The following is a 17824-nucleotide window of genomic DNA, read 5'->3' as shown; positions in this document are numbered from 1 at the left end:
GGCGGCGTCACAGACGGCCCTTCGGCGTTGTCCCGACAGCGCTGCTAATGGCCGGGACGTGGGCGGCATCGGCAGACGCCAGCGTGACCGCGGCGACGGAAGACCCCGTAACCGCGGGGACCGGCATCCAGGCACCGTCGTGGCGGGAGGACTCCCAGGCGGCCTCGGCCAAGGCCAAGCTCCGCAGATGATCGCGGCCCTCGTGCGGCGGCCGGGCGCCGCGGGCCAGCGCGTCGACGAACGCGGTGTAGGCGCCGGCGATGCCGTCGGGCACCCATTCACCGGGCGGCTGGACCACGACCGGTTCGTGGTCGGGCAGCATCAGGCCCGCGCTGTCGTAGGTGAGGTGCGCATCACCCCGCGTGCCGTTGACCCACAGATTGCTCGCCCACGCGCCCTGCGAGCGGGTGGCGTTGTGCAGGGTCAGGCTGGCCACCAGCGGCCCATCGAGTTGCGGCGGTGACCAACGCAGATTATGGTTGACGGCCAGCGGCACCCCGGCCCCCTCCGCCTCGGCCACGATCAGCTCGGCTTCGGCCAGGGTGTAGGCCAGCGGCTTTTGTACCAGGAGCGGCTTGCCCGCCGGCAGCAGCGCCCGGATGAGCTCCAGCCTGCCGGTCGGGCGGGTGGCCACGTCGATCAGCTCGACGGCCGGGTCGGCGGCCAACTCGACCGCGCTGGTGTACAGCCGCGGCCGCCCCGACCCGCTCCACTGCGCGGCCAGCCGCTCGGCGTCCGCGCTGGTGCGGCCGCAGATCGCGGCCACGGGCACATCGGCGGCCGCGTAGGCGGGCAGGTGCCCAGTGCGGGCGATGCGGCCGGTACCGATCAGGCCGACGGCCAGCCGCCGGTGACCTTCTCCGTCGGCGGCCACACCGGCAGCTGCGGCGTCGGGGTCTGCTTCGGGCTCGGGAACAGCGGACATGCTCATCGTGAGGAGACCTTCATCGGTTCGAGCCCGGCCAGCTGGCCAGGCGTGGTGGCGGGGCACAGGCGGGCCAGCGCGGCGGCCAGCCCTTCCACCGTCAGGGCGATGTCGCCGCTGGCCGCGAGGGCGAGCTTGGACGCCGGGTGATGCACCTGGTCGGCGAAGGCCTGCCACATCGCGGCGAACGGGTTGCCGAACCCGGTCACGCCGCCACCCGGCCCGTCGCTGGAGGTGATCAAGCAGGCGGCCGAGCCCGGCCCGTACGGCGGCCCGAAGCTGAGCGTGGCGCTGGTGTTCTCGGCGATCAGATGGACGTGCTCCTCGTAGCCGCCCTCGGGGTTGTCCCCCAGCTCGTACTCCCAGCGTGCCCCGGCCGAGCCGACCAGCTCGGCGCGCAGGCCGTGACCGCCCGCAGTGAGCGTGCAGGCGAGCGGGGTGAGTTCCGGGTCGGCGAGCACGGCCACGCTGAGCAGGTGGTACCCCTGGCGCAGCAGCAGTTTGAGCGCCTGCAACTGCTCGCCATCCAGGTCGGCCGGGTGCGCCGGGACCGGGTCGTGCTCGAAGGTGTAGGGGCCGAACCCCGCAGGCAGGTACGGCGCGCGGGCGGTGATGTCGCTGGAATCGCGTTTGATCAGCCGGGCGTGCACGGTTGCGGAGCCGGCGGCGGCCAGCAGCGCGTGCACGGCCGGATCGTAGGCGCGCATCACCCCGACCTCCAGCAGCAGCCCGGCCTCCGCCGCCGCGGCCAGCAGCCGCCGCGAGGTGGCCAGATCGAGACTGACCGGCTTCTCGACAAAGACGTGGCGCCCGGCGGCCAGCGCCTGCTCCACCAGCGGCTCGTGCACGCCCGTCAGCACGGCGACCAAGTCACAGGTGTGCAGCAGCGTCCGCAGGTCCCTGGCGCGCGCCCCGAATCGGGCTGCAGCGGCTTGGGCGCGGCCGGGGTCGCGGTCGTGGACGGCGGCCACGGCAAAGTCGGGATGGTCAGCCAGAACCGGGAGATGAATGCCGAACGCGGCCCCGCCGCACCCGACCACGCCGACCCTGATCTGCGAGCCGGTCATGATCCACAACCGGGGAAACAGGCCCGGGCCCCGGCCAGCGACCGCGCGGCGATGTCGGCGACGGGCGCGGCGCGCAGCTGCGGGTTGAACAGCTCGACCGAAACCGGGCCGAGGTAGCCGGCCGCGGCCAGCGCCGTACGAAACAGCGGCCAGTCCAAGCTTCCGGTCCCGGGGTAGTGCCGCATCTCATCGGTCCACCCCGTGCGGTTGCCGGGGGTGCGCGGCGTGTCGGCGATCTGGACATGCACGATCGGCGCCTGCGGATCGGTCAGCTGTTCGGGCATGCCGCCGGTGGCCGCCCAGTGGTAGCTGTCCACCAGCACGCCGAGCGCGGGATGGTCGGCCCGCTGAATCAGCTCATCCAGCTCCATAGGCGTGGTGCACACGCTGAACTGGCCCCCCAGCGATGCGTCCAGGCCCCGGCGCACCCCGACGGCCTCCACCGCCAGGCGCAGCCCGAACTCCTCGCACGCGTTCGCCAGCTCCCGCAGGCGGCGCACCGCCAGGTCGCCGGCGTCTCGGCAGGGCAGGCTGCTGCGCGGGTTGACGACGATGGTCGCCACCGGGCAGCACAGGACGCTCATCGCCTCCAGCCGCTCGCGCACCGACGCCAGCGCCGCCTGGTAGAAGGCCTCCGGGATGAGCAGGGGCGCCGGCAGGATGTGATCGGCGGGCAGGATGCCGCTGGCCGCCGCCACCGACAGCCGCCGCTCCTGCAGCGCCTCACGCAGCCGGTCCAGGCCGAACGCGCGGGCCTGCTGAATCGACATCTCGATCAGGCCGAACCCTGCCTGCCTGGCCGCGTCCAGGAACTCGGCCACCGGCAGGCCGCTGAGGGTGGCCGGGTTCAGGCAGGCAGGGAAGCATTCTTCGTCCGCGCTCGCGGTCGCCGACCTCAGTTCGACGTCTCGCCCAGTGCCGGTGCCGTCGGCCAGGCATGGGTTGCGTGATGCGATCATGTGGGTTCTCCTGTCGGTCAGGCGGTGGCCAGGGCGTTGTCGAGCAAGCCCTGGCGCAGGGTGTCGAAGTCGGCCATGACGTCACCGACGACACCTTCGACCAGCGCACGATCGAGCGGCTGGGAGCCGGAGTGGTGCACGAGAACCTGCCAGGGATCGTCCAGGTCGCGACCGGACTGGGAGACCAGAGCGACGGCGAGGCTGGCGCCGGTCAGCGCGTGCAGCCGGTTCGCGGCCTCCTGAGCGGCGAGGTTGTAGAGCTTGCCGACGTGGTAGACCGGGTTCTTGCCGGACACACCCTCGGCCGACCACGGCCGTAGCATGGAGATCAGCCCGTTGGCGCGGTTGCCGCGGCCGACGACACCTTCATCGCCGGACTCCAGCGATGACCCGATCGCCGTCAGATAAAGCTCGCACCGCTGGGCGTCGTCCCGGGTGTTGATCGCCACCAGCACGTCGTGGCCGGGCGCGGCCACCGAGGCCAGCGTGCCGATCAGCTCGCGCAGCTCCTCGCGGCGGCTCAGATACGTGGCCAAGTCCGGGGTGTGTACGGCGATCTGCGGCACGCACGCCGTCAGGTGGATCTTCTGCCCGGTGCGGGCGACCATGAGCTTGATGTCGGTGCCCACGTGCGGGTGCTCTAGCAGGAAGTCCTCACCCGACAGGTGGGACTCCACCGCGATCGCCAGGTGCTCGGCTACACCGAGCGGGGCGTAGCCGACCCCGGCGCTGGTGTCGTTGGCGAACATGCGGTGCCGTTCGGCCAGGTCGTCCAGCGTTCGCGGGGCGAACCAGCGGGTGCGGCCGGCGACCTGTTCGCTGCTCGGGCCGTGCACCGCACCCGGGCTGGAGGCCTGCGTCAGCCGCTGCCGGATGACCAGGTCGTGCTCCACGTCCAGCAGCGGCAGCCGCGCGCTGAAGTACTCCCGGACGGCTCCCTCGACGATGTCGTCGACCGGCACCTGCTGTTCGCCGAGCGCGCGGGTCAGGCGGCCGTTGACGAGCACCGTGATCGGCTGGACGAGCTTGCCGGAGCCGAAGGACACCTCCGCCAGCCCGCCGAGCAGCGCGGTCTTGTCGGTGTTGTGGTGCAAGATCGCGCCGAAGGTGTCCAGGCAGTAGCGGCTGTAGGCCCGTGAGATGGCTTCGGCGACGCCGTCGGCCAGGGTGTCGGGGTGCCCGGCGCCCTTACGCTCGACGAGCTCCACCGGCATCAGTTCGGCGGCCAGCAGTCCGGTAGCAACAGTGGTGATCACGAAAGCCCCTTCTGGACGGGAGACGGAGATTCGGGTGGAGGTGGGGCCTGCGCCGGGATCAGGCGGCGGCCGATCAGCAGCAGGCGGGTGCGCTCGAGCCGGTAGGCGGCGATCCGGGCCAGCTCCCGCAGCCCCTGCACCGCGCTGGCGCTGTCGAAGAAGAGGTAGGCGGCCAGCAAGTAGGTCACGGCCGCGGCGACGTCGCGGCGGCCGACCCGGATCGCGGCCGCAGTGACGGCCACGCTGGTGTGCATCCGGGCCACACTCACCCCGTGACCGATCCCTTGCTCCAGGAACCAGCCCAGCCGGGTCTCACGCCGGTAGGCCGGATGCCCGGCCACTGCGGCCGGTTCGATCACGACTGTCAGGCCTTTCTGGACGGCTCGATCGACGAATTCCAGGTCCTCGCAGCCCAGCAGCCACCGGCCGCGGCGGCCCAGATCCGGCCGGAAGCCGCCGATCTTCTCGAACACCTCACGCTCGACGAGCAGGCTGGCGGTGGTGATCCAGTACGGCCAGCCGTAGGGTCGGCGCTTGGACGGCCAGTTCACCGGGCCGTGGCACTCGCGCAGGCCGTCGGTGAGGGGACGCGCCAGACCCTCGGGGTAATGCGTGATCGTGCGGCCGCCCACGATCGCGGCCTGCTCGTCGATGACGGCCGACACCAGCGCTGCCAGCCAGCCCTCATCTGGGACGATGTCCGGGTCGAGGAGAGCGATGTAGTCGCCGTCGGCGATGCAGATGCCGCGGTTGCGGGCCCGGCTCGCCCCGGCCCGCACCTCGACCACCACGCGCACCCGGAACGGCCACGCCCGGCTGTGGACCGCGCCGGCAACTGGGCCCTGGGCCCACGGCGGATCGTTGTCCACGACGATGACATCGACCAAGCTCAGTGAGTAGCTCTGCCGGGACAGCGCCTCCAGCAGCTCCCGCACACAGCGGCCGTTCCCGCGCGCGGGCACTACCACTGAGACACGCGGGTGCATCGCCTGATACGGATCATCCGACATGGACGCGACGCTAAGAGGGCATCGCTCTGCGACACCCAACTAGCTGTTGGGGATAGTCAGGCCCGCTTCCCTGTGCTAGGAGTCCCGCGCTGCGGCGGCCGAGAACTCAATGCCTCCCCTGCCAGAGTTCCTGCTGCCCGCACGAACAGACCCCGCTGAGAGGGTGCGACGCGATCAGACGGGCGCTATCCGGCCCATGCACACCTCATAGACCCGGCGGAGCTCGGACTTCAGCTCCTCCCACGGGAAAGAGGCGGCGCCCGGCGCTCCGGAGGCGGGCTGGGGCAGCCGCTCAGGGTCCAGCAGGACAGAGACCCCGCAGGAGGTGAGGCGCTCCACGCTCACGGCAAAGGCGGGATGGCGAGCCAGCGCCACGTTCGGCCACGGGACGACTACCAGCGGCAGACCCAGGCCGATCGCCTCATTCAACAGCCCCAGCGCCAGGGTGTCGGAGATTCCGCCCGCCCACTTGTTGATCGTGTTGAACGTCGCCGGGACCACCGCCATCGCATCGGCCGGTGGCAGCACGTCCGGCTCTCTCCGCCTGGACCTCGACCATGGCCGCGCTCGGCCGCTCCCAAGCAGAAGAGGCCCATGCCATCGCCCGCGACGCCACCGGCCAACTCCACCGCGCCTTCCCGACCTCCCCCGCGGCTCTGTCCACCTTCGGGGCGCTCAACCTCTTCAATGCCATCGCCCTGGCCCGCCTGGGACGCCCCGCAGATGCCTGGCACAGCTGGAAGCTCGCCCACCGCTCCGCCACCGCTCTGGGAAAGAACCACCACCACCCGCTGACAATGTTCGGGGCGGCCAACGTCGCCATCTACTCCGTCGCCCTCCACATCGAAACCGGCCAGGCGGCCACCGCCATCAAGAACGCCGGCCGCATCGACCTGGCCACGATCCCTTCCACCAACCGCCGCGCCCAGCACCTCATCGACCTCGCCCAAGGGCATCTGCGCCGCAACGAGCCCGACGCCGCCATCACCGCCCTGCTGGCATCCGAGCAGCAATCGACCGAGACCATCGCCTTCAACCGCGCCGCCCACACCACGATCATGGAAATCATCGAAGGGACCAAGCGACCTCCGCGCGCGGCGCTCGACCTGGCCGCCCGCATCCTAAAAGCCACCTGACCTCAGCCAGATCCACCATCACGCGCTCGAACTCGGCGGTGGAGGAAACGAGCGTAAGCCAGGGCGTGAAGCGGGGGCGTGAAACAACTCTCCATATCTGTCCGCCTACTCTAGGATGCTCCTGCGGTGCGCAGGAAACGTGATCGATGGCTCCGCGTGCGAGTTCACGTGACGGAATGGCTGCTTCAAGCCTTCGGTGAGCGCCGGTGATCGCCGTGAGGCTGGTAACGGTCGCCTCGTCGATTTCAGATAGCCGCGCGACCAAATGTGAGGCCGATACCCGAGGGCGCGATCGCCTTGCGGAAATCTCACCGTTCATTTGGTCGTCATCTCCCCGAGAACCGAAGCGGATCATGTGAAGCGGGATCCCAGGCGGTCCGCTATCCCCCGAAGGACATCAGCCGCCAACGAAATCGAACTCCCCCGCGCGTACCCCGGCCGTGAAAGCCTCCCACTCGGCAGGGGTGTAAACGATCATCGGGCCGTCAGGATGGCGACTGTGCCGGACAGCGATGCGTCCGCTTCCATCGAGTACGGGGCCGGCCTCGACGCAGTCACCACCCCCTCCATCGGCGCTGAAGCTGCTGATGTGCCAGGCGACAGGAAGGTTCAAGGGGGCAGACACGAAGACTCCATCCCAGGACGTCAGCCGAGTTCCTGAGCGACGGCTCCGATGAACTCGACGGACTTCTCACTCGGCAGCGAATCTCGACTGATTGCATCAAACTTGAGCATAAGCCTTCGCGCCTGCTCAGCCTCGGCATAAATAGCGCCTGCCGGGCTCGAAACATACGCGACCGTCGGGTAAGGCTCACGCAGGTCATAGACCTTGAACGACCCATCCGGACTGGCATGCGCTCCGCTCGACTGCGGGAGAACCCTGATCTCGACGTTGGGCTGCCGTGCCACATTTACGAGCCGCTCCAGTTGCGCCCGCATGATCCTTGACCCGCCCACCGGGCGCCGCAGCACGGATTCGTCCAGCACCATCACCAGATGTGGCAGATTGCTCGCCAGGACTTGCTGCCGGATCAGCCTGAACTCGATCCAGCGTCTGATCTGCTCCTCAGACGACTCCGCGTCCGCGGCCCGCATGATCGCGTCCATGTAGTCCCGCGTCTGCAGTAGTCCTGGCACCACCATCGCGTCGAACGAGCGGATTCCTTCCGCACGCGACTCCAGCCAAGCATTGTCCACGATGCCGAGATGCACGTCGTCGGCGTACGCGTCCCACCATCCGCTCTGCCATGCGTCTTGGCTCAGCCGAACAAGACCGTCACGCTGCCGTTCATCCGCCACTCCGTAGAAGCCTAGGAGCGCCACCACGTCAGTGGAGCGAGCAGGGTAGATCCCAGCTTCGACACGACTGATTGTCGAGGCATCGCGCTGGAGGAGGTCCCCAGCGTCCTTGAGTGTGAGCCCTGCGGCTTCGCGTAGTTCGCGCAGTTGCTTACCCAGCCACTGAGATCGCAGGGTCACTCCGCGTCTAGCACTCATCGTCACCCCCTCGTCACGTATTGCACCGAGCAGCGACCCTACAGGGGCGAGCCAGGGCTCCAGGGAGTATCTGCAATTCCCATGCAAGCTTGCCCAGCCGATGCCATGCTGCGAGTAATCGACAAGTCACTCTTCGGAGTCATCTGACGGAGGGCGGAACCGGTGAGCAGGAGGACGAACCGTCGCAGGGTAGGCATCCCAAGATGACCAGCACCACGTGGCGGCGCGAGTTCCCAGGCGATGCGGCTCAGCTCCGCGAGGTGCGTCGCTTCGTCAACGGCGTGCTACTGGATCACCCGGCCCGGGACGACACTGTGTCCTGCGTCGTAGAGCTGGCCGCCAATGCGATACGCCACAGCAGATCAGGGCAGAGAGGCACGTTCAGCGTCGAGCTAGGGCTGTCCGGCCAAATCGTACGGATAGTGGTGTCCGACGCCGGAGGTTCCGCAGTTCCATCCATCCAGCAAGGGACGAACGACGAACTGCTGGAGGGAGGACGCGGCCTGGCGATGGTCGCAGCTCTGAGCAGCCGCATGGGCGTCGAAGGTGACGACCTGGGACGCACCGTTTGGGCAGAACTCCGCTGGGATGCCCTTGATAAAGCCTCTTCCTCGTACCCCTCCGAGCAGCCCATCGGTGTCTGCGGTTGGAGGATATGGTTCGGCGAAGCGACATGCCGTTGGTGGGCAGTCCCCTCCACGCCACTCCCCATTCTGATCGAGGCATCGTCTCCCGAGGATTTGGCACGGGGTATCGGCATGGTCGAGGGCTGGCCTGGCAACCGGTGCGACTGAGTGACTTCTAGTCGTGCTCAGCTCGGATCGCAGCGCGAGGGGGCACATCGGGGGGCGACAGCCCCTGGGAGAACAGCCCGAGCCGGAGGCGAGGACCATTTCCGGGCGGCAGGCCCGAGGCGTTGCTGTTGGGCATGCGTGCACGCCCGCGCGACCACATCGCCCACAGCCCGGTCTGCTGGAAGCTTTTCCGCATCCGGCGGTCATGGGCGAGCACACATCCGGGTGGATCGGCGAGGGTGTGTGGGTCAAAGAACTGCGGATCGCACTGCCGGACGGTCGCGCCTGGTCGAGCCATCGAGGCACGTTCGTGTGCACCGAGCGTACGGATCTCGTTGTCGACGTCATCGAACTGCTCCTCGCGCAGGGTTACTCGCTCGGCTACCGAGGGCCCGCGTCCGAGCCCCCGCCGGGCGAGCCGCTCGTCTTCTCGTTCGTCGACGAGCATCCGGAGGTGGGGTATCGCGCTCGGATGCGGGTGAACGTGTGGGGCCGGCGAAACGAGTACCGCCTCCACACAGATCGAACCGACGATGACGCCGCACCCACCTTCTGCGTGATCGAGCGCGATCCCGGGTCTAGCCGGAGGTAGTGGGATCCCGCAGAGGTGTTCCCGCCGCCCTCGCTCGCTCTCACAGAGCGCGCCGCGTCGACCCTCACCGCCCGGGAACCGGTTCGGGGCGGTGAACGACGCACGCTCAACGCTGCTGCAGGGACTCGGCGCTCTCGGCGGCTTCGCGCTAGGGGGGCCTTGCCGGAGGGTTCGGGCTTCCGGGGAGGTTCAGCCGGCCTTGCGGTCCATCGGGGTGGTCAGGCGGGCCACGGCCGCGACCACCTCGGACGGGTTCGTCAGGTCTTGGAGGACGATGTCCGCACCGGCGTCGCGGAGCTCGCTCGCGGTCGAGCGGCCGGAGGCTACGGCGATCATGGACGCGCCGGCGATGCGGGCGGTCTGGACGTCTCTGGTCGAGTCGCCGATGAGGACGGTGTTGGAGCCGTCGCAGGCGAAGCCGTACATCTGCTTGACCCGGCCCTGCGCGACCTGCAGCAGGGTGGCCTTGGGATAGACCTCCTCGCCATAGCCGCCGACCTCGAAGTCGACGAACGCGTCCAGGCCGAAGGCCCTCAGCTTGTGGATGGCGTTGCTCTTGATCGTGCCGGTGAGGACGGACTGGACGACGCCCTCCAGCCGGGACACGGCCTTGAGTGCCTCCTTGGCGCCCGGCATGGCGCGGCCGTCCTTGTCCAGGCGCCTGCGCCGGCCCGAGAACGCGCCCGCGAGCGCGTCGATGAACTTCGGCAAGTGCTCGTCGCTCGTGACGATGCCGTTGATCGCGAGGGTCTCGAAGATGATCTCGGAGTCTGGGCGGCCCATCGCGGGCGCCAGCTTCACCAACGGGCGCCCGGTGACCTGCCGGAACGCATCCGCGTAGGCCTCACGGGTGACGATGGCCACGTCGACCAGCGTGAGGTCGACATTCCAGAGCACGAGACGGTTAATGGGGGGCCTCCGAACGCGCAAATGGTGTCCGCCCAGACTACGACGCCCCTGCCCCTCCCCGCCGCACCCGATACCGAACTCGTCATCCCCCCGAGTCAGCCCGTACAGACCCCTGGCACCCCCGACGGTACCTAGCCTTCTTCGCACCCCGGCGCTGCTGGAGGTGCCCAAGCAGCTCTACGAGGCCCTCGCGCGGGGGCGGCCCGGCGAGGTCGGAGGGAGGTGGCGGGACGTTCACCGGTGGCGCGGCGTCGCCTCCGGCGAGCCGGTCCCCGGCCGGCGAACCCGAAGAACGCCACAGCGAAGCCGGCCGGGGCCGAGGCGGCGACCAATGCCCGCACCGCACGCTCATCCAGCCTTGGCCTTGGGGAGGACCGGTCAGCTCGCGTAGTCGAGGACGTGGCTGAGGGACTCGACGATGGGGAAGCCAGAAGCGGCCAGGTCGGCGCGGCTGGTCATGCCGCCGGTGTAGAGCACCGCGGTGGCGCCGACGTGCTGGGCGGCGTGGGCGTCGTCCAGGCTGTCGCCGACCACGAGGATGTTCTCGGGGTCCACGCGCAGGGCCGCGATGTGCGCCACCATGTGCTCGGCCTTGCCGCCGCCGGGGGACGTGGCCGCGCTCAGGCCGTCGATGCGGGCGAAGAACGCGTCGATGCCGAGCTCGGCGGCCTTGTCAACCAGCCGGTCGTGCGCCCACATGGACAGCAGCGACTGCGTGCGGCCGGAGTCGTTCCACGCGCGCAGACAGCCCATGGCGTCCTCGGCGAGGGCGCAGGTGAGCATCAGGCGGTGGTAGTGGTCGTGAAAGGCGGCGTCGAGCCGCTCCCACTCGCCCTCGTCGAGCGGGCGGCCGAGGATGCGCTCGTAGGCGACCCAGATGGGGCGGGTGTACGCGGCGCGGAAACCGTCGGCGTCGAACGCGGCCAGGCCGTACGGCCTGAACACTTCGTTGGTGGCTCCGACGACGGCGTCGATGTCGTGGAAGAGCGTGCCGTTCCAGTCCCAGATGATGTGCTTCATATCAGGGTCAAGGATAACCAGCCGCTCAGAGCCGTTCCTCAGGTTTTCCTGCTCGCAACGCCGTCGCCGCCCGCGCATCCCGCCGATCTCAAGGCCCGGTCACCCGCCGCGTCTGTGCCTATGGCCGCGCCTCCGGCACGGCGGTTCGAGGCGCCCCTTAGGCGGCGTTCTTCCGTCGTCACTCGGAAGGGGCTCGTTCCGCACCCCTTCCTCCTCCAGAACACCGCCGCCCCTCGAACGGGGTCAGGTGAGCAGGTCGGGGATCTCCTGGGTGGCGTACCAGAGCAGTTCGTGGGCCTCGGCGCCGTCGACGTCGAACTGGGCGTCTTCGTCGCCGTTGTCGGCGGCGAAGACGGCCGACAGGGCGGCTTCGATGTCGGGGGCGGCCTGGGGATCGTCGACGTGGACGGCCGCGACCTTGCCGAGCGGGACGGAGGCGGGGACGCGCACGCGCGAGCGCTCTTCCAGATCGACGCCGGCGGTCACCGAGCCCTCCGGCACCTCGGCGGCGATCACCACGCGCCGGGCCGGGACGTCCACGCCGTCGGCGCGGTCGGCGGCGAGCATGCGCAAGGACGCCCGGGCGGCGTCGGTGAGGGCGACGTATTCGAGTTCCTCGGTGTCGCCGGAGACGTACCACTCGACCAGGGCGGGGGTCACGGCGTAGCCGGTCAGCGGAGGGGGGCCGAGCTCCCCGTCCGCGGCCACCCGCGCGAGCGCGGGCAACGTGCACGGCAAGTAAACGCGCATGCGTTCCTCAATCACGATATTTGCGAGTTTGCGAGTTTTGCGATCTTACGAGGTGTCGTGCCGCATCCCGGGTCGTGCGGGACTCGGGTGCGTGGCGTTCCACGATGCCGGCATCCGCCCCGGCGAGAACGCCGCCGATCACCAATGACCGATCACCTACGAGTGTGCCAGCGGATCACGACTGCGCCGACCGATCACGGCACCCGGCGAACGCCATCGGCCGCCCCGTCACCACACCCACGGCACTCCAACCGACCACAAGACCCCAAGCCCCACGGCCCCGGCAAGCCCACCCGGCCCACGAAGCCTGCGCGGCGCCAGCCGGACGCGTCTGCTGGACACGCGGTGTGGCGGAGTGGTGTGGGGGTGGTGTTCGTCAGTCGAGTCTGAGTTTCAGGCGGCAGAGGGTTTCCAGGGACGTGATCGTGGCGTCGGGGTCGCGGTGGTGTAAGCCGGTCATGCCGATGGCTTGGGCGGCGATGATGTTGGCCTCGATGTCGTCGATGAAGACGCATTGCTCCGGGGAGAGACCCACCAGGCCGAGGGCGTGGTGGAATATGCGCGCCTCGGGTTTGCGCATGCCGACCTCGCCCGAGATGACGACCGCGTCGAAGCAGGCGTCCCACCCGTCCCTGAGGTAGTGGTCGCCCCAGGAGTTGGACACCAGGCAGGTGGCGATCCCCGAGGCCCGGGCCACGCGCAGCATCGCGTACATCGGCTCGACCGGCCGGAAGCCCGCGAACATCCGCGTGAGCAGCCCCTCGGCGACCGGCGGCCCGCCGTCGAGCGTGAGCAGCCGCGCGGCGAGGTCGCGCTCGAACGCCGCCGCGTCGATCTCGCCCCGCTCCAGCGCGTGGATGGGATTCTCGCCGTCGGCCCCGCCCTCGTACGCGTAGGCGATGAGGTCGCGCATCAGGTCGCGGTAATGCGCCGCATCGATGCCGTCGGCGGTGAGCCATTCGGTGATCGCTTCGTGCAGGCTCGTGGTGAGAACCCCATACCAGTCGATCAGCACACCCTTCAGCACATCTGCTCCCTATGTCTGCTCGGCCTTTCAGAGTAAGCCGAACGGTGTCGCTAGTGCTTGCCCAGCCCCACTGGAAGCGTTCCCTCGGGGGTCAGCGCGCCGCTCAGGGCCTTGGCGGCGGCCCTCAGCGAGGCGTCGCCGTCCGAGTAGACCGCGAGCGCGGCGTCGTAGCCGCGTAACCGCCCCAGCTCGTACGGCGCGCCCATGGACACCACGACGACCTTCGTGCCGGTGTCCACCATCGCGGCGAGCAGTTTGATCTGGGCGGGGCCGGCGTCCTCGGTGGTGACGATCACGGTGTCGGCCTTGGCGGCGGCCGACCGGGCGCGCGCGATCTCGGACGCCGTGGGGGTGTCGCCCGTGGGCGCGGCCGACGCGTCGTCCAGCATGACCGCCAGGCGCCTGCCCGCCGGGCCCGTGACCAGCACGTCGCCCGTCACCGGGAGTGCGTCGGCGCCCTTGACCGGCGTCACCGACCGGTCGGCGATGTCCTGGACGGTCTGACGGTGCTCCTTGGAGCGCAGGACGCCGGCGGCCTCGTCCGGGTCCGCCGCCGGGGCGGTCAGGATGCCGCGCGACTCCTTCAGCGCCAGAAGGCGGGTGACCGACCGGTCGAGCCGGTCGGCCGGGATGCGACCGGACTTCACCGCCGCCAGCACGGCTCCGTACGCCGCGGGAAAATCCGGGGGCATGAGCAGCAGGTCCACCCCCGCGAGGATCGCCCGCACGGCGACCTCGGCGTCGCCGTACTTCTCGCGGACGCCGGCCATGTCGAGCGCGTCGGTGCAGACCACGCCGTCGTAGCCGATCTCGTCGCGGAGCAGGCCGGTGAGGATGGGCTTGGACAGCGTGGCCGGATCACCCGAGGGGTCGAGGTCCGGCATCACGACATGGGCGGTCATGACGATGTCGACGCCGCGCCGCGCGGCCTCCTCGAACGGGGGCGCGTCCAGCTTCTTCCACTGCGACCGCGAGTGGTGGATCACCGGCAGGCCGGTGTGGCTGTCGGCCTTGGTGTCGCCGTGCCCGGGGAAGTGCTTGGCGGCCGCGCCGACCCCGGCGTCGTGGAAGCCCTGGACGGCGGCGCCGACCATTTCGGCCACCCGCCCGGGATCGGAGCCGTACGACCGCGCGCCGATCACTGGGTTCGCGGGGTTGACGTTGACATCGGCGACCGGCGCGAAGTCCAGGTTGACGCCGACCGCGCGCAGCTCTTCACCGGTCACCCGGGCGGCGGCGCGCGCGGCGTCCGGGTCGCGGGTCGCGCCGATGGCCATGCTGCCCGGCACCTCGGTGACCAGGGGGCTCAGCCGCGAGACGACGCCGTTCTCCTGGTCGGCGCCGATGATCAGCGGGATCTTCGACGCCTTCTGCAGGCCGTTGGTGAGCCGGACGAGTTGCGGGACGTCGTCGATGTTGCCCGCCCACGGGAAGAGGATCACGCCGCCGGGGCGGTATTTCGCGACGACCTCGGCCGGGCTGCCGACGCCGAACCGGGCCTTGTTCTCGGCCTGGGCGCCGTTCACCCGCGAGCCGTACAGAACGGGCATGAACAACTGGCCGACCTTGTCCTCGACGCTCATCGCGGCCAGCGCCGAGGACACGGCGGGGCTCGGGGCGGCGCTCGACGCCGGAGGCGCGCTCGGGGACGGGCTCGCGGGCGGAGCTCCGGCGGGCGACGAGGACGGGGCGGTGGTGGGGCGCGGCGAGGACGCCTGCGGGCCGGCGACGCCGCACGCGGCCGTCACCATCGCGATCACCAGGAGCGCAACCAGGCGCAGAGGTCCAGCCATGCGGTCAACCGTATCCGGGCCTTGACCGAACCGCTCCCGGCATTTGACCTACCGCCGCACATACCTCCGCGTATCGAGAGTTCGCCCATTGCGAACACATGAGCGAATGCAGCGCCCTGGAATCGCCGTCGGCGTCGCGGCGCCTCAGCTCGCGGCGCCTCAGCCTCACTCGCCGGCCCGGCCTGGCAGTCCGAGCCTCCTCCACACCTCGGACGCGCCCCCAGGGGCGGCCGGTCGAGCAAAGCCGGACGCCACGCGAACCGTCCCGCACCGAGCCCGCGCGGCGTCAGACGGACAACTGGGCCAGGCCGGGCAGGTGGGCGCGGGCGGCGGCGCGGGCGGCCTCGACGGTGCGCGCGGCGCGGGCGGCCTCGGCGGCGGACCGGCACTGGGCGAGGGTGTGGCGGGCGAGCGCCGCACGGGCCCACGGCAGGGCGGGCGCCCCCATCGAGAGCGACGACACCCCGAGCCCGGCGAGCACGCACGCCAGCGCCGGGTCCGACCCCGCCTCCCCGCACACGCCGCACGGCACCCCCGCCGAGGCCGCCATCGCGACGAGGTCGAGCAGGACGGGCTGCCAGGGGTCCTGGAACCGCGTGAGCGCCCCGACCTGCCGGTCGGCGGCCAGGGTGTACTGGGCGAGGTCGTTGGTGCCGACCGAGAAGAAGTCCACGACCGAGGCCAGCTCGGCGGCCCGCAGCGCCGCGGACGGGATCTCGATCATGACCCCCGCGGACGTGAGCCCGGCCTCCTCGCAGGCCCCGGCGAACCAGGCGGCCTCCTCGGCGTCCGCGACCATGGGCGCCATGACGTGCAGCCGCGCCGAGGTGCCCTCGGCGGCCCGTGCCAGGGCGCGCAACTGGCCCATCATGACGTCGGGATAGGCCCGCAGGATGCGCAGCCCGCGCTCACCGAGGGCCGGGTTGGGCTCGTGCCCAGGGGCCGGCAGGAAGCCCAGCGGCTTGTCGGACCCCGCGTCGAGGACCCGCACGGTCACCGTCCCGCCCGGGAACGCCGTCAGAACCTCCCGGTACGCGGCCATCTGCTCCTCTTCCGACGGCGCGTCCTCGCGGTCCAGGAACAGGAACTCGGTGCGGTAGAGCCCGACGCCCTCGGCGCCGTACCGCAGCGCGGCCCGCAGGTCGCGGGGTCCGCCGATGTTGGCCAGCAGGGCCACGGGGTGCCCGTCCGAGGTCGCCCCGGGCCCGCCGGAGGAGGCGGCGAGGACGGCCTCGCGCTCCTTGGCCACCAGGAGCGTCGCCGCGACCTCCTCCTCGGAGGGGACGAGGCCGACCGTCCCGGTGGTGCCGTCGACCAGGACGGGCGTGCCGTGGACGATCGAGGTCGCGCCCGCGCAGGCGACCACGGCGGGCACGCCCATGGCGCGGGCGAGGATCGCGGTGTGGCTGGTGGGGCCGCCCGCCTCGGTCACGAACGCGGCGACGATCTCGGGGGACAGCAGGGCGGTGTCGGCGGGCGCTAGGTCGCGGGCGACCAGCACGTACGGCTCCGACGGGTCGCCAGAGGGCAGGCCGGGCATCGGCAGGCCGGTCAGCTCGGCGATCACGCGGTCGCGGATGTCGTCCAGGTCCGCGACCCGCCCGCCCAAATAGCCGCCGATCTCGGAGAGGGCGTCCCGATACCGCATGAAAGCCTCGTACACGGCCCGCTCGGCGGCCGTCCCCGCGTCGATCAGCGCGGCCACGTCGGCGGAGAGCGCGGGGTCCCGGGCGATCATGGCCTGCGCCGCGAGCACGTCCCGCACCTCGCCGCCCACGGCCTCGCCTCTGGCCTCCAGCTCGGCCGCCACCCGCTCGACGGCGGTCTCGGCCCGCGCCGTCTCGCCCACCGGGTCGTCGTCGTGCCGCGCCCCCGCGGCGGGCTCGGGCACGGCGCCGCCCATGACGTACGCGGGCCCGTACCCGGCGCCGGGGCTGACCCCAGCCCCCGTCAGCCTCTCCATCACCCTGACCGCACTTTCCGCGCTTCTCACAGAATCAGAACGCCGTCGCCGCGACGGTCGCAGCACACAGTCTCGGACATGAACGCAGGACCGGACTTGCGGGGTGTCAGGGAACCGACACGATCGCGACCAGCTCGTCCAGGAGCCGGTCGGCGCCCTCGCCCTCGGCGTGGATCACGATCGCCTCCCCGTGCCGGACGTCGAGGGCCAGGATGGACAGGATGCTCTTGGCGCTCACCGGCGAGCCGCCCGGTTTGGCGACGGTGACGTCGATGGTGGCCTTGGCGGCGGTCTGCACGAACGTCGCGGCGGGGCGGGCGTGCAACCCTACCTGCGACTCCACGATGACCTTGCGCTCGGGCACGGTTCCTCCTTGGCGGGGCGGTCCAGACCACCCGTTCGGGATTCAGGGTACGAAAGCGGGTTATACCGGGAAATCGCCGTACAGCGGTAGCGGCCAGTCCACCCCCGCCAGGTCGGACACCACGAGATCGGCCGCAGACAACTCGCTCACGTGGTGCGTCGTGGCGACCCCGACACAGGTCATACCCGCCGCCTTGGCCGCGGCGATCCCCGCCAGCGAATCCTCGAAGGCCACACACTCCCCGGGACGGACGCCCGCCGCGCGGGCGCCCATGAGAAAACAGGACGGATCAGGCTTCCCGACCATGACGTCCTCGGCGGAGACGATGGTCCGGACCACGTCGCTCACCCCGACCAGTTCCAGGCAGCTCTCGGCCCACCACCGCCGCGCCGAGGTGACGAGCACCACGGGAAGGCCGTGGCCGTCGATGCGCCGGATCAGGTCGGCGGCGCCGGGCACGGGGGCGATCTCGGGAAGGCCCGGCCGGTCCAGGTAGGTGAACAGTTCGGCGAGCAGGTCCTCGGCGCGCCTGCCAGGGAAGAGCCCGGCCTTCTCGGCGAGCACGTCGGGCCCCCTGCGGCCCATGAACTGCCTGAGCAGGGTCTCGTCGTGGTCGACCCCATGGTTGGTCAGCAGAAGGCCCCACAGCACCAGGCTCCGGCGCTCACTGTCGATCAAGGTGCCGTCCAGGTCGAACAACGCGGCCTTCGCTCCCACGCGCCCGTCACTCCCCTTTGGTCGAGGTTTCACCGCTTCACTGTG

At 70.6% G+C, this 17824-nt stretch carries 19 protein-coding genes; 3 read left to right on the top strand and 16 right to left on the bottom strand.

Annotated features, from left to right (window positions below; genetic code table 11):
• Nucleotides 1-7: 7 nt before the first annotated feature.
• From AB0M95_RS22005 to AB0M95_RS21980, 6 genes are all read right to left on the bottom strand, one after another.
• Nucleotides 8-931: a Gfo/Idh/MocA family oxidoreductase gene (locus AB0M95_RS22005; protein WP_363767487.1), complete on the bottom strand. Its 924-nt coding sequence runs from the start codon at nt 929-931 to the stop codon at nt 8-10.
• Nucleotides 928-1992, bottom strand: coding sequence for a Gfo/Idh/MocA family oxidoreductase (locus AB0M95_RS22000; protein ID WP_363767484.1), 1065 nt, complete (start codon nt 1990-1992; stop codon nt 928-930). Before AB0M95_RS22000 ends, AB0M95_RS22005 begins: the two co-directional genes overlap by 4 nt.
• Nucleotides 1989-2951, bottom strand: coding sequence for a sugar phosphate isomerase/epimerase family protein (locus AB0M95_RS21995; RefSeq protein WP_363767481.1), 963 nt, complete (start codon nt 2949-2951; stop codon nt 1989-1991). Before AB0M95_RS21995 ends, AB0M95_RS22000 begins: the two co-directional genes overlap by 4 nt.
• Nucleotides 2952-2968: 17 nt before the next feature.
• The gene (locus AB0M95_RS21990; RefSeq protein WP_363767478.1) at nt 2969-4207 is read right to left on the bottom strand and encodes a methionine adenosyltransferase; all 1239 of its coding nucleotides are present in this window, start codon (nt 4205-4207) and stop codon (nt 2969-2971) included.
• Nucleotides 4204-5217: a glycosyltransferase gene (locus AB0M95_RS21985; RefSeq protein ID WP_363767475.1), complete on the bottom strand. Its 1014-nt coding sequence runs from the start codon at nt 5215-5217 to the stop codon at nt 4204-4206. The genes AB0M95_RS21990 and AB0M95_RS21985 overlap by 4 nt, the downstream gene beginning before the upstream one ends.
• Nucleotides 5218-5391: 174 nt before the next feature.
• Nucleotides 5392-5745, bottom strand: coding sequence for a flavoprotein (locus AB0M95_RS21980; protein WP_363767472.1), 354 nt, complete (start codon nt 5743-5745; stop codon nt 5392-5394).
• A gap of 29 nt (nt 5746-5774) precedes the next feature.
• Here AB0M95_RS21980 and AB0M95_RS21975 point away from each other — a divergent pair, with 29 nt between their 5' ends.
• Entirely contained in the window at nt 5775-6353 is a 579-nt protein-coding gene (locus AB0M95_RS21975; RefSeq protein WP_363767469.1) for a hypothetical protein, read from the top strand.
• Nucleotides 6354-6750: 397 nt separating this feature from the next.
• On the opposite strand, the gene AB0M95_RS21970 is transcribed toward AB0M95_RS21975, so the two are convergent.
• Both AB0M95_RS21970 and AB0M95_RS21965 read right to left on the bottom strand, forming a co-directional pair.
• Nucleotides 6751-6966, bottom strand: coding sequence for a DUF397 domain-containing protein (locus AB0M95_RS21970; RefSeq protein ID WP_363767551.1), 216 nt, complete (start codon nt 6964-6966; stop codon nt 6751-6753).
• A gap of 32 nt (nt 6967-6998) precedes the next feature.
• Nucleotides 6999-7832 carry a helix-turn-helix transcriptional regulator gene (locus AB0M95_RS21965; protein WP_363767466.1) on the bottom strand — a complete coding sequence of 278 codons (834 nt, stop codon included), beginning with the start codon at nt 7830-7832 and terminating at the stop codon, nt 6999-7001.
• Nucleotides 7833-8053: 221 nt separating this feature from the next.
• On the opposite strand from AB0M95_RS21965, the gene AB0M95_RS21960 reads away from it, so the two are divergent.
• On the top strand, nt 8054-8644 hold the full coding sequence (locus AB0M95_RS21960; protein WP_363767463.1) for an ATP-binding protein: 591 nt from the start codon (nt 8054-8056) through the stop codon (nt 8642-8644).
• A gap of 205 nt (nt 8645-8849) precedes the next feature.
• The gene (locus AB0M95_RS21955) at nt 8850-9236 is read left to right on the top strand and encodes a hypothetical protein (RefSeq protein ID WP_363767460.1); all 387 of its coding nucleotides are present in this window, start codon (nt 8850-8852) and stop codon (nt 9234-9236) included.
• A 189-nt stretch (nt 9237-9425) separates the two neighbouring features.
• Here the strand turns inward: AB0M95_RS21955 and AB0M95_RS21950 are convergent, their stop codons facing one another.
• From AB0M95_RS21950 to AB0M95_RS21915, 8 genes are all read right to left on the bottom strand, one after another.
• The gene (locus tag AB0M95_RS21950) at nt 9426-10133 is read right to left on the bottom strand and encodes a haloacid dehalogenase-like hydrolase (protein WP_363767458.1); all 708 of its coding nucleotides are present in this window, start codon (nt 10131-10133) and stop codon (nt 9426-9428) included.
• Nucleotides 10134-10523: 390 nt separating this feature from the next.
• Complete coding sequence (locus tag AB0M95_RS21945; RefSeq protein WP_363767455.1) at nt 10524-11165, bottom strand: HAD hydrolase-like protein; 642 nt, start codon at nt 11163-11165, stop codon at nt 10524-10526.
• A gap of 243 nt (nt 11166-11408) precedes the next feature.
• Complete coding sequence (locus tag AB0M95_RS21940; protein WP_363767452.1) at nt 11409-11915, bottom strand: hypothetical protein; 507 nt, start codon at nt 11913-11915, stop codon at nt 11409-11411.
• Nucleotides 11916-12291: 376 nt separating this feature from the next.
• Nucleotides 12292-12942, bottom strand: a complete 651-nt coding sequence (locus AB0M95_RS21935; protein WP_363767449.1) for an HAD family phosphatase — start codon at nt 12940-12942, stop codon at nt 12292-12294.
• Between the two features lie 50 nt (nt 12943-12992).
• On the bottom strand, nt 12993-14735 hold the full coding sequence (locus AB0M95_RS21930; RefSeq protein ID WP_363767446.1) for a glycoside hydrolase family 3 N-terminal domain-containing protein: 1743 nt from the start codon (nt 14733-14735) through the stop codon (nt 12993-12995).
• A 286-nt stretch (nt 14736-15021) separates the two neighbouring features.
• Complete coding sequence (ptsP, locus tag AB0M95_RS21925) at nt 15022-16698, bottom strand: phosphoenolpyruvate--protein phosphotransferase (protein ID WP_363767443.1); 1677 nt, start codon at nt 16696-16698, stop codon at nt 15022-15024.
• Nucleotides 16699-16804: 106 nt separating this feature from the next.
• Complete coding sequence (locus AB0M95_RS21920) at nt 16805-17062, bottom strand: HPr family phosphocarrier protein (RefSeq protein ID WP_358516440.1); 258 nt, start codon at nt 17060-17062, stop codon at nt 16805-16807.
• A gap of 60 nt (nt 17063-17122) precedes the next feature.
• Complete coding sequence (locus tag AB0M95_RS21915) at nt 17123-17779, bottom strand: HAD family phosphatase (RefSeq protein WP_358516441.1); 657 nt, start codon at nt 17777-17779, stop codon at nt 17123-17125.
• Nucleotides 17780-17824 lie beyond the last annotated feature (45 nt).

Origin of the sequence: Sphaerisporangium sp. NPDC051017, from assembly GCF_040683095.1 — a bacterium.
In the GTDB taxonomy this organism is placed as follows: domain Bacteria; phylum Actinomycetota; class Actinomycetes; order Streptosporangiales; family Streptosporangiaceae; genus Sphaerisporangium.
The sequence above is the reverse complement of the archived record's forward strand: the minus strand, read 5'-3'. Positions and strand labels throughout refer to the sequence as shown.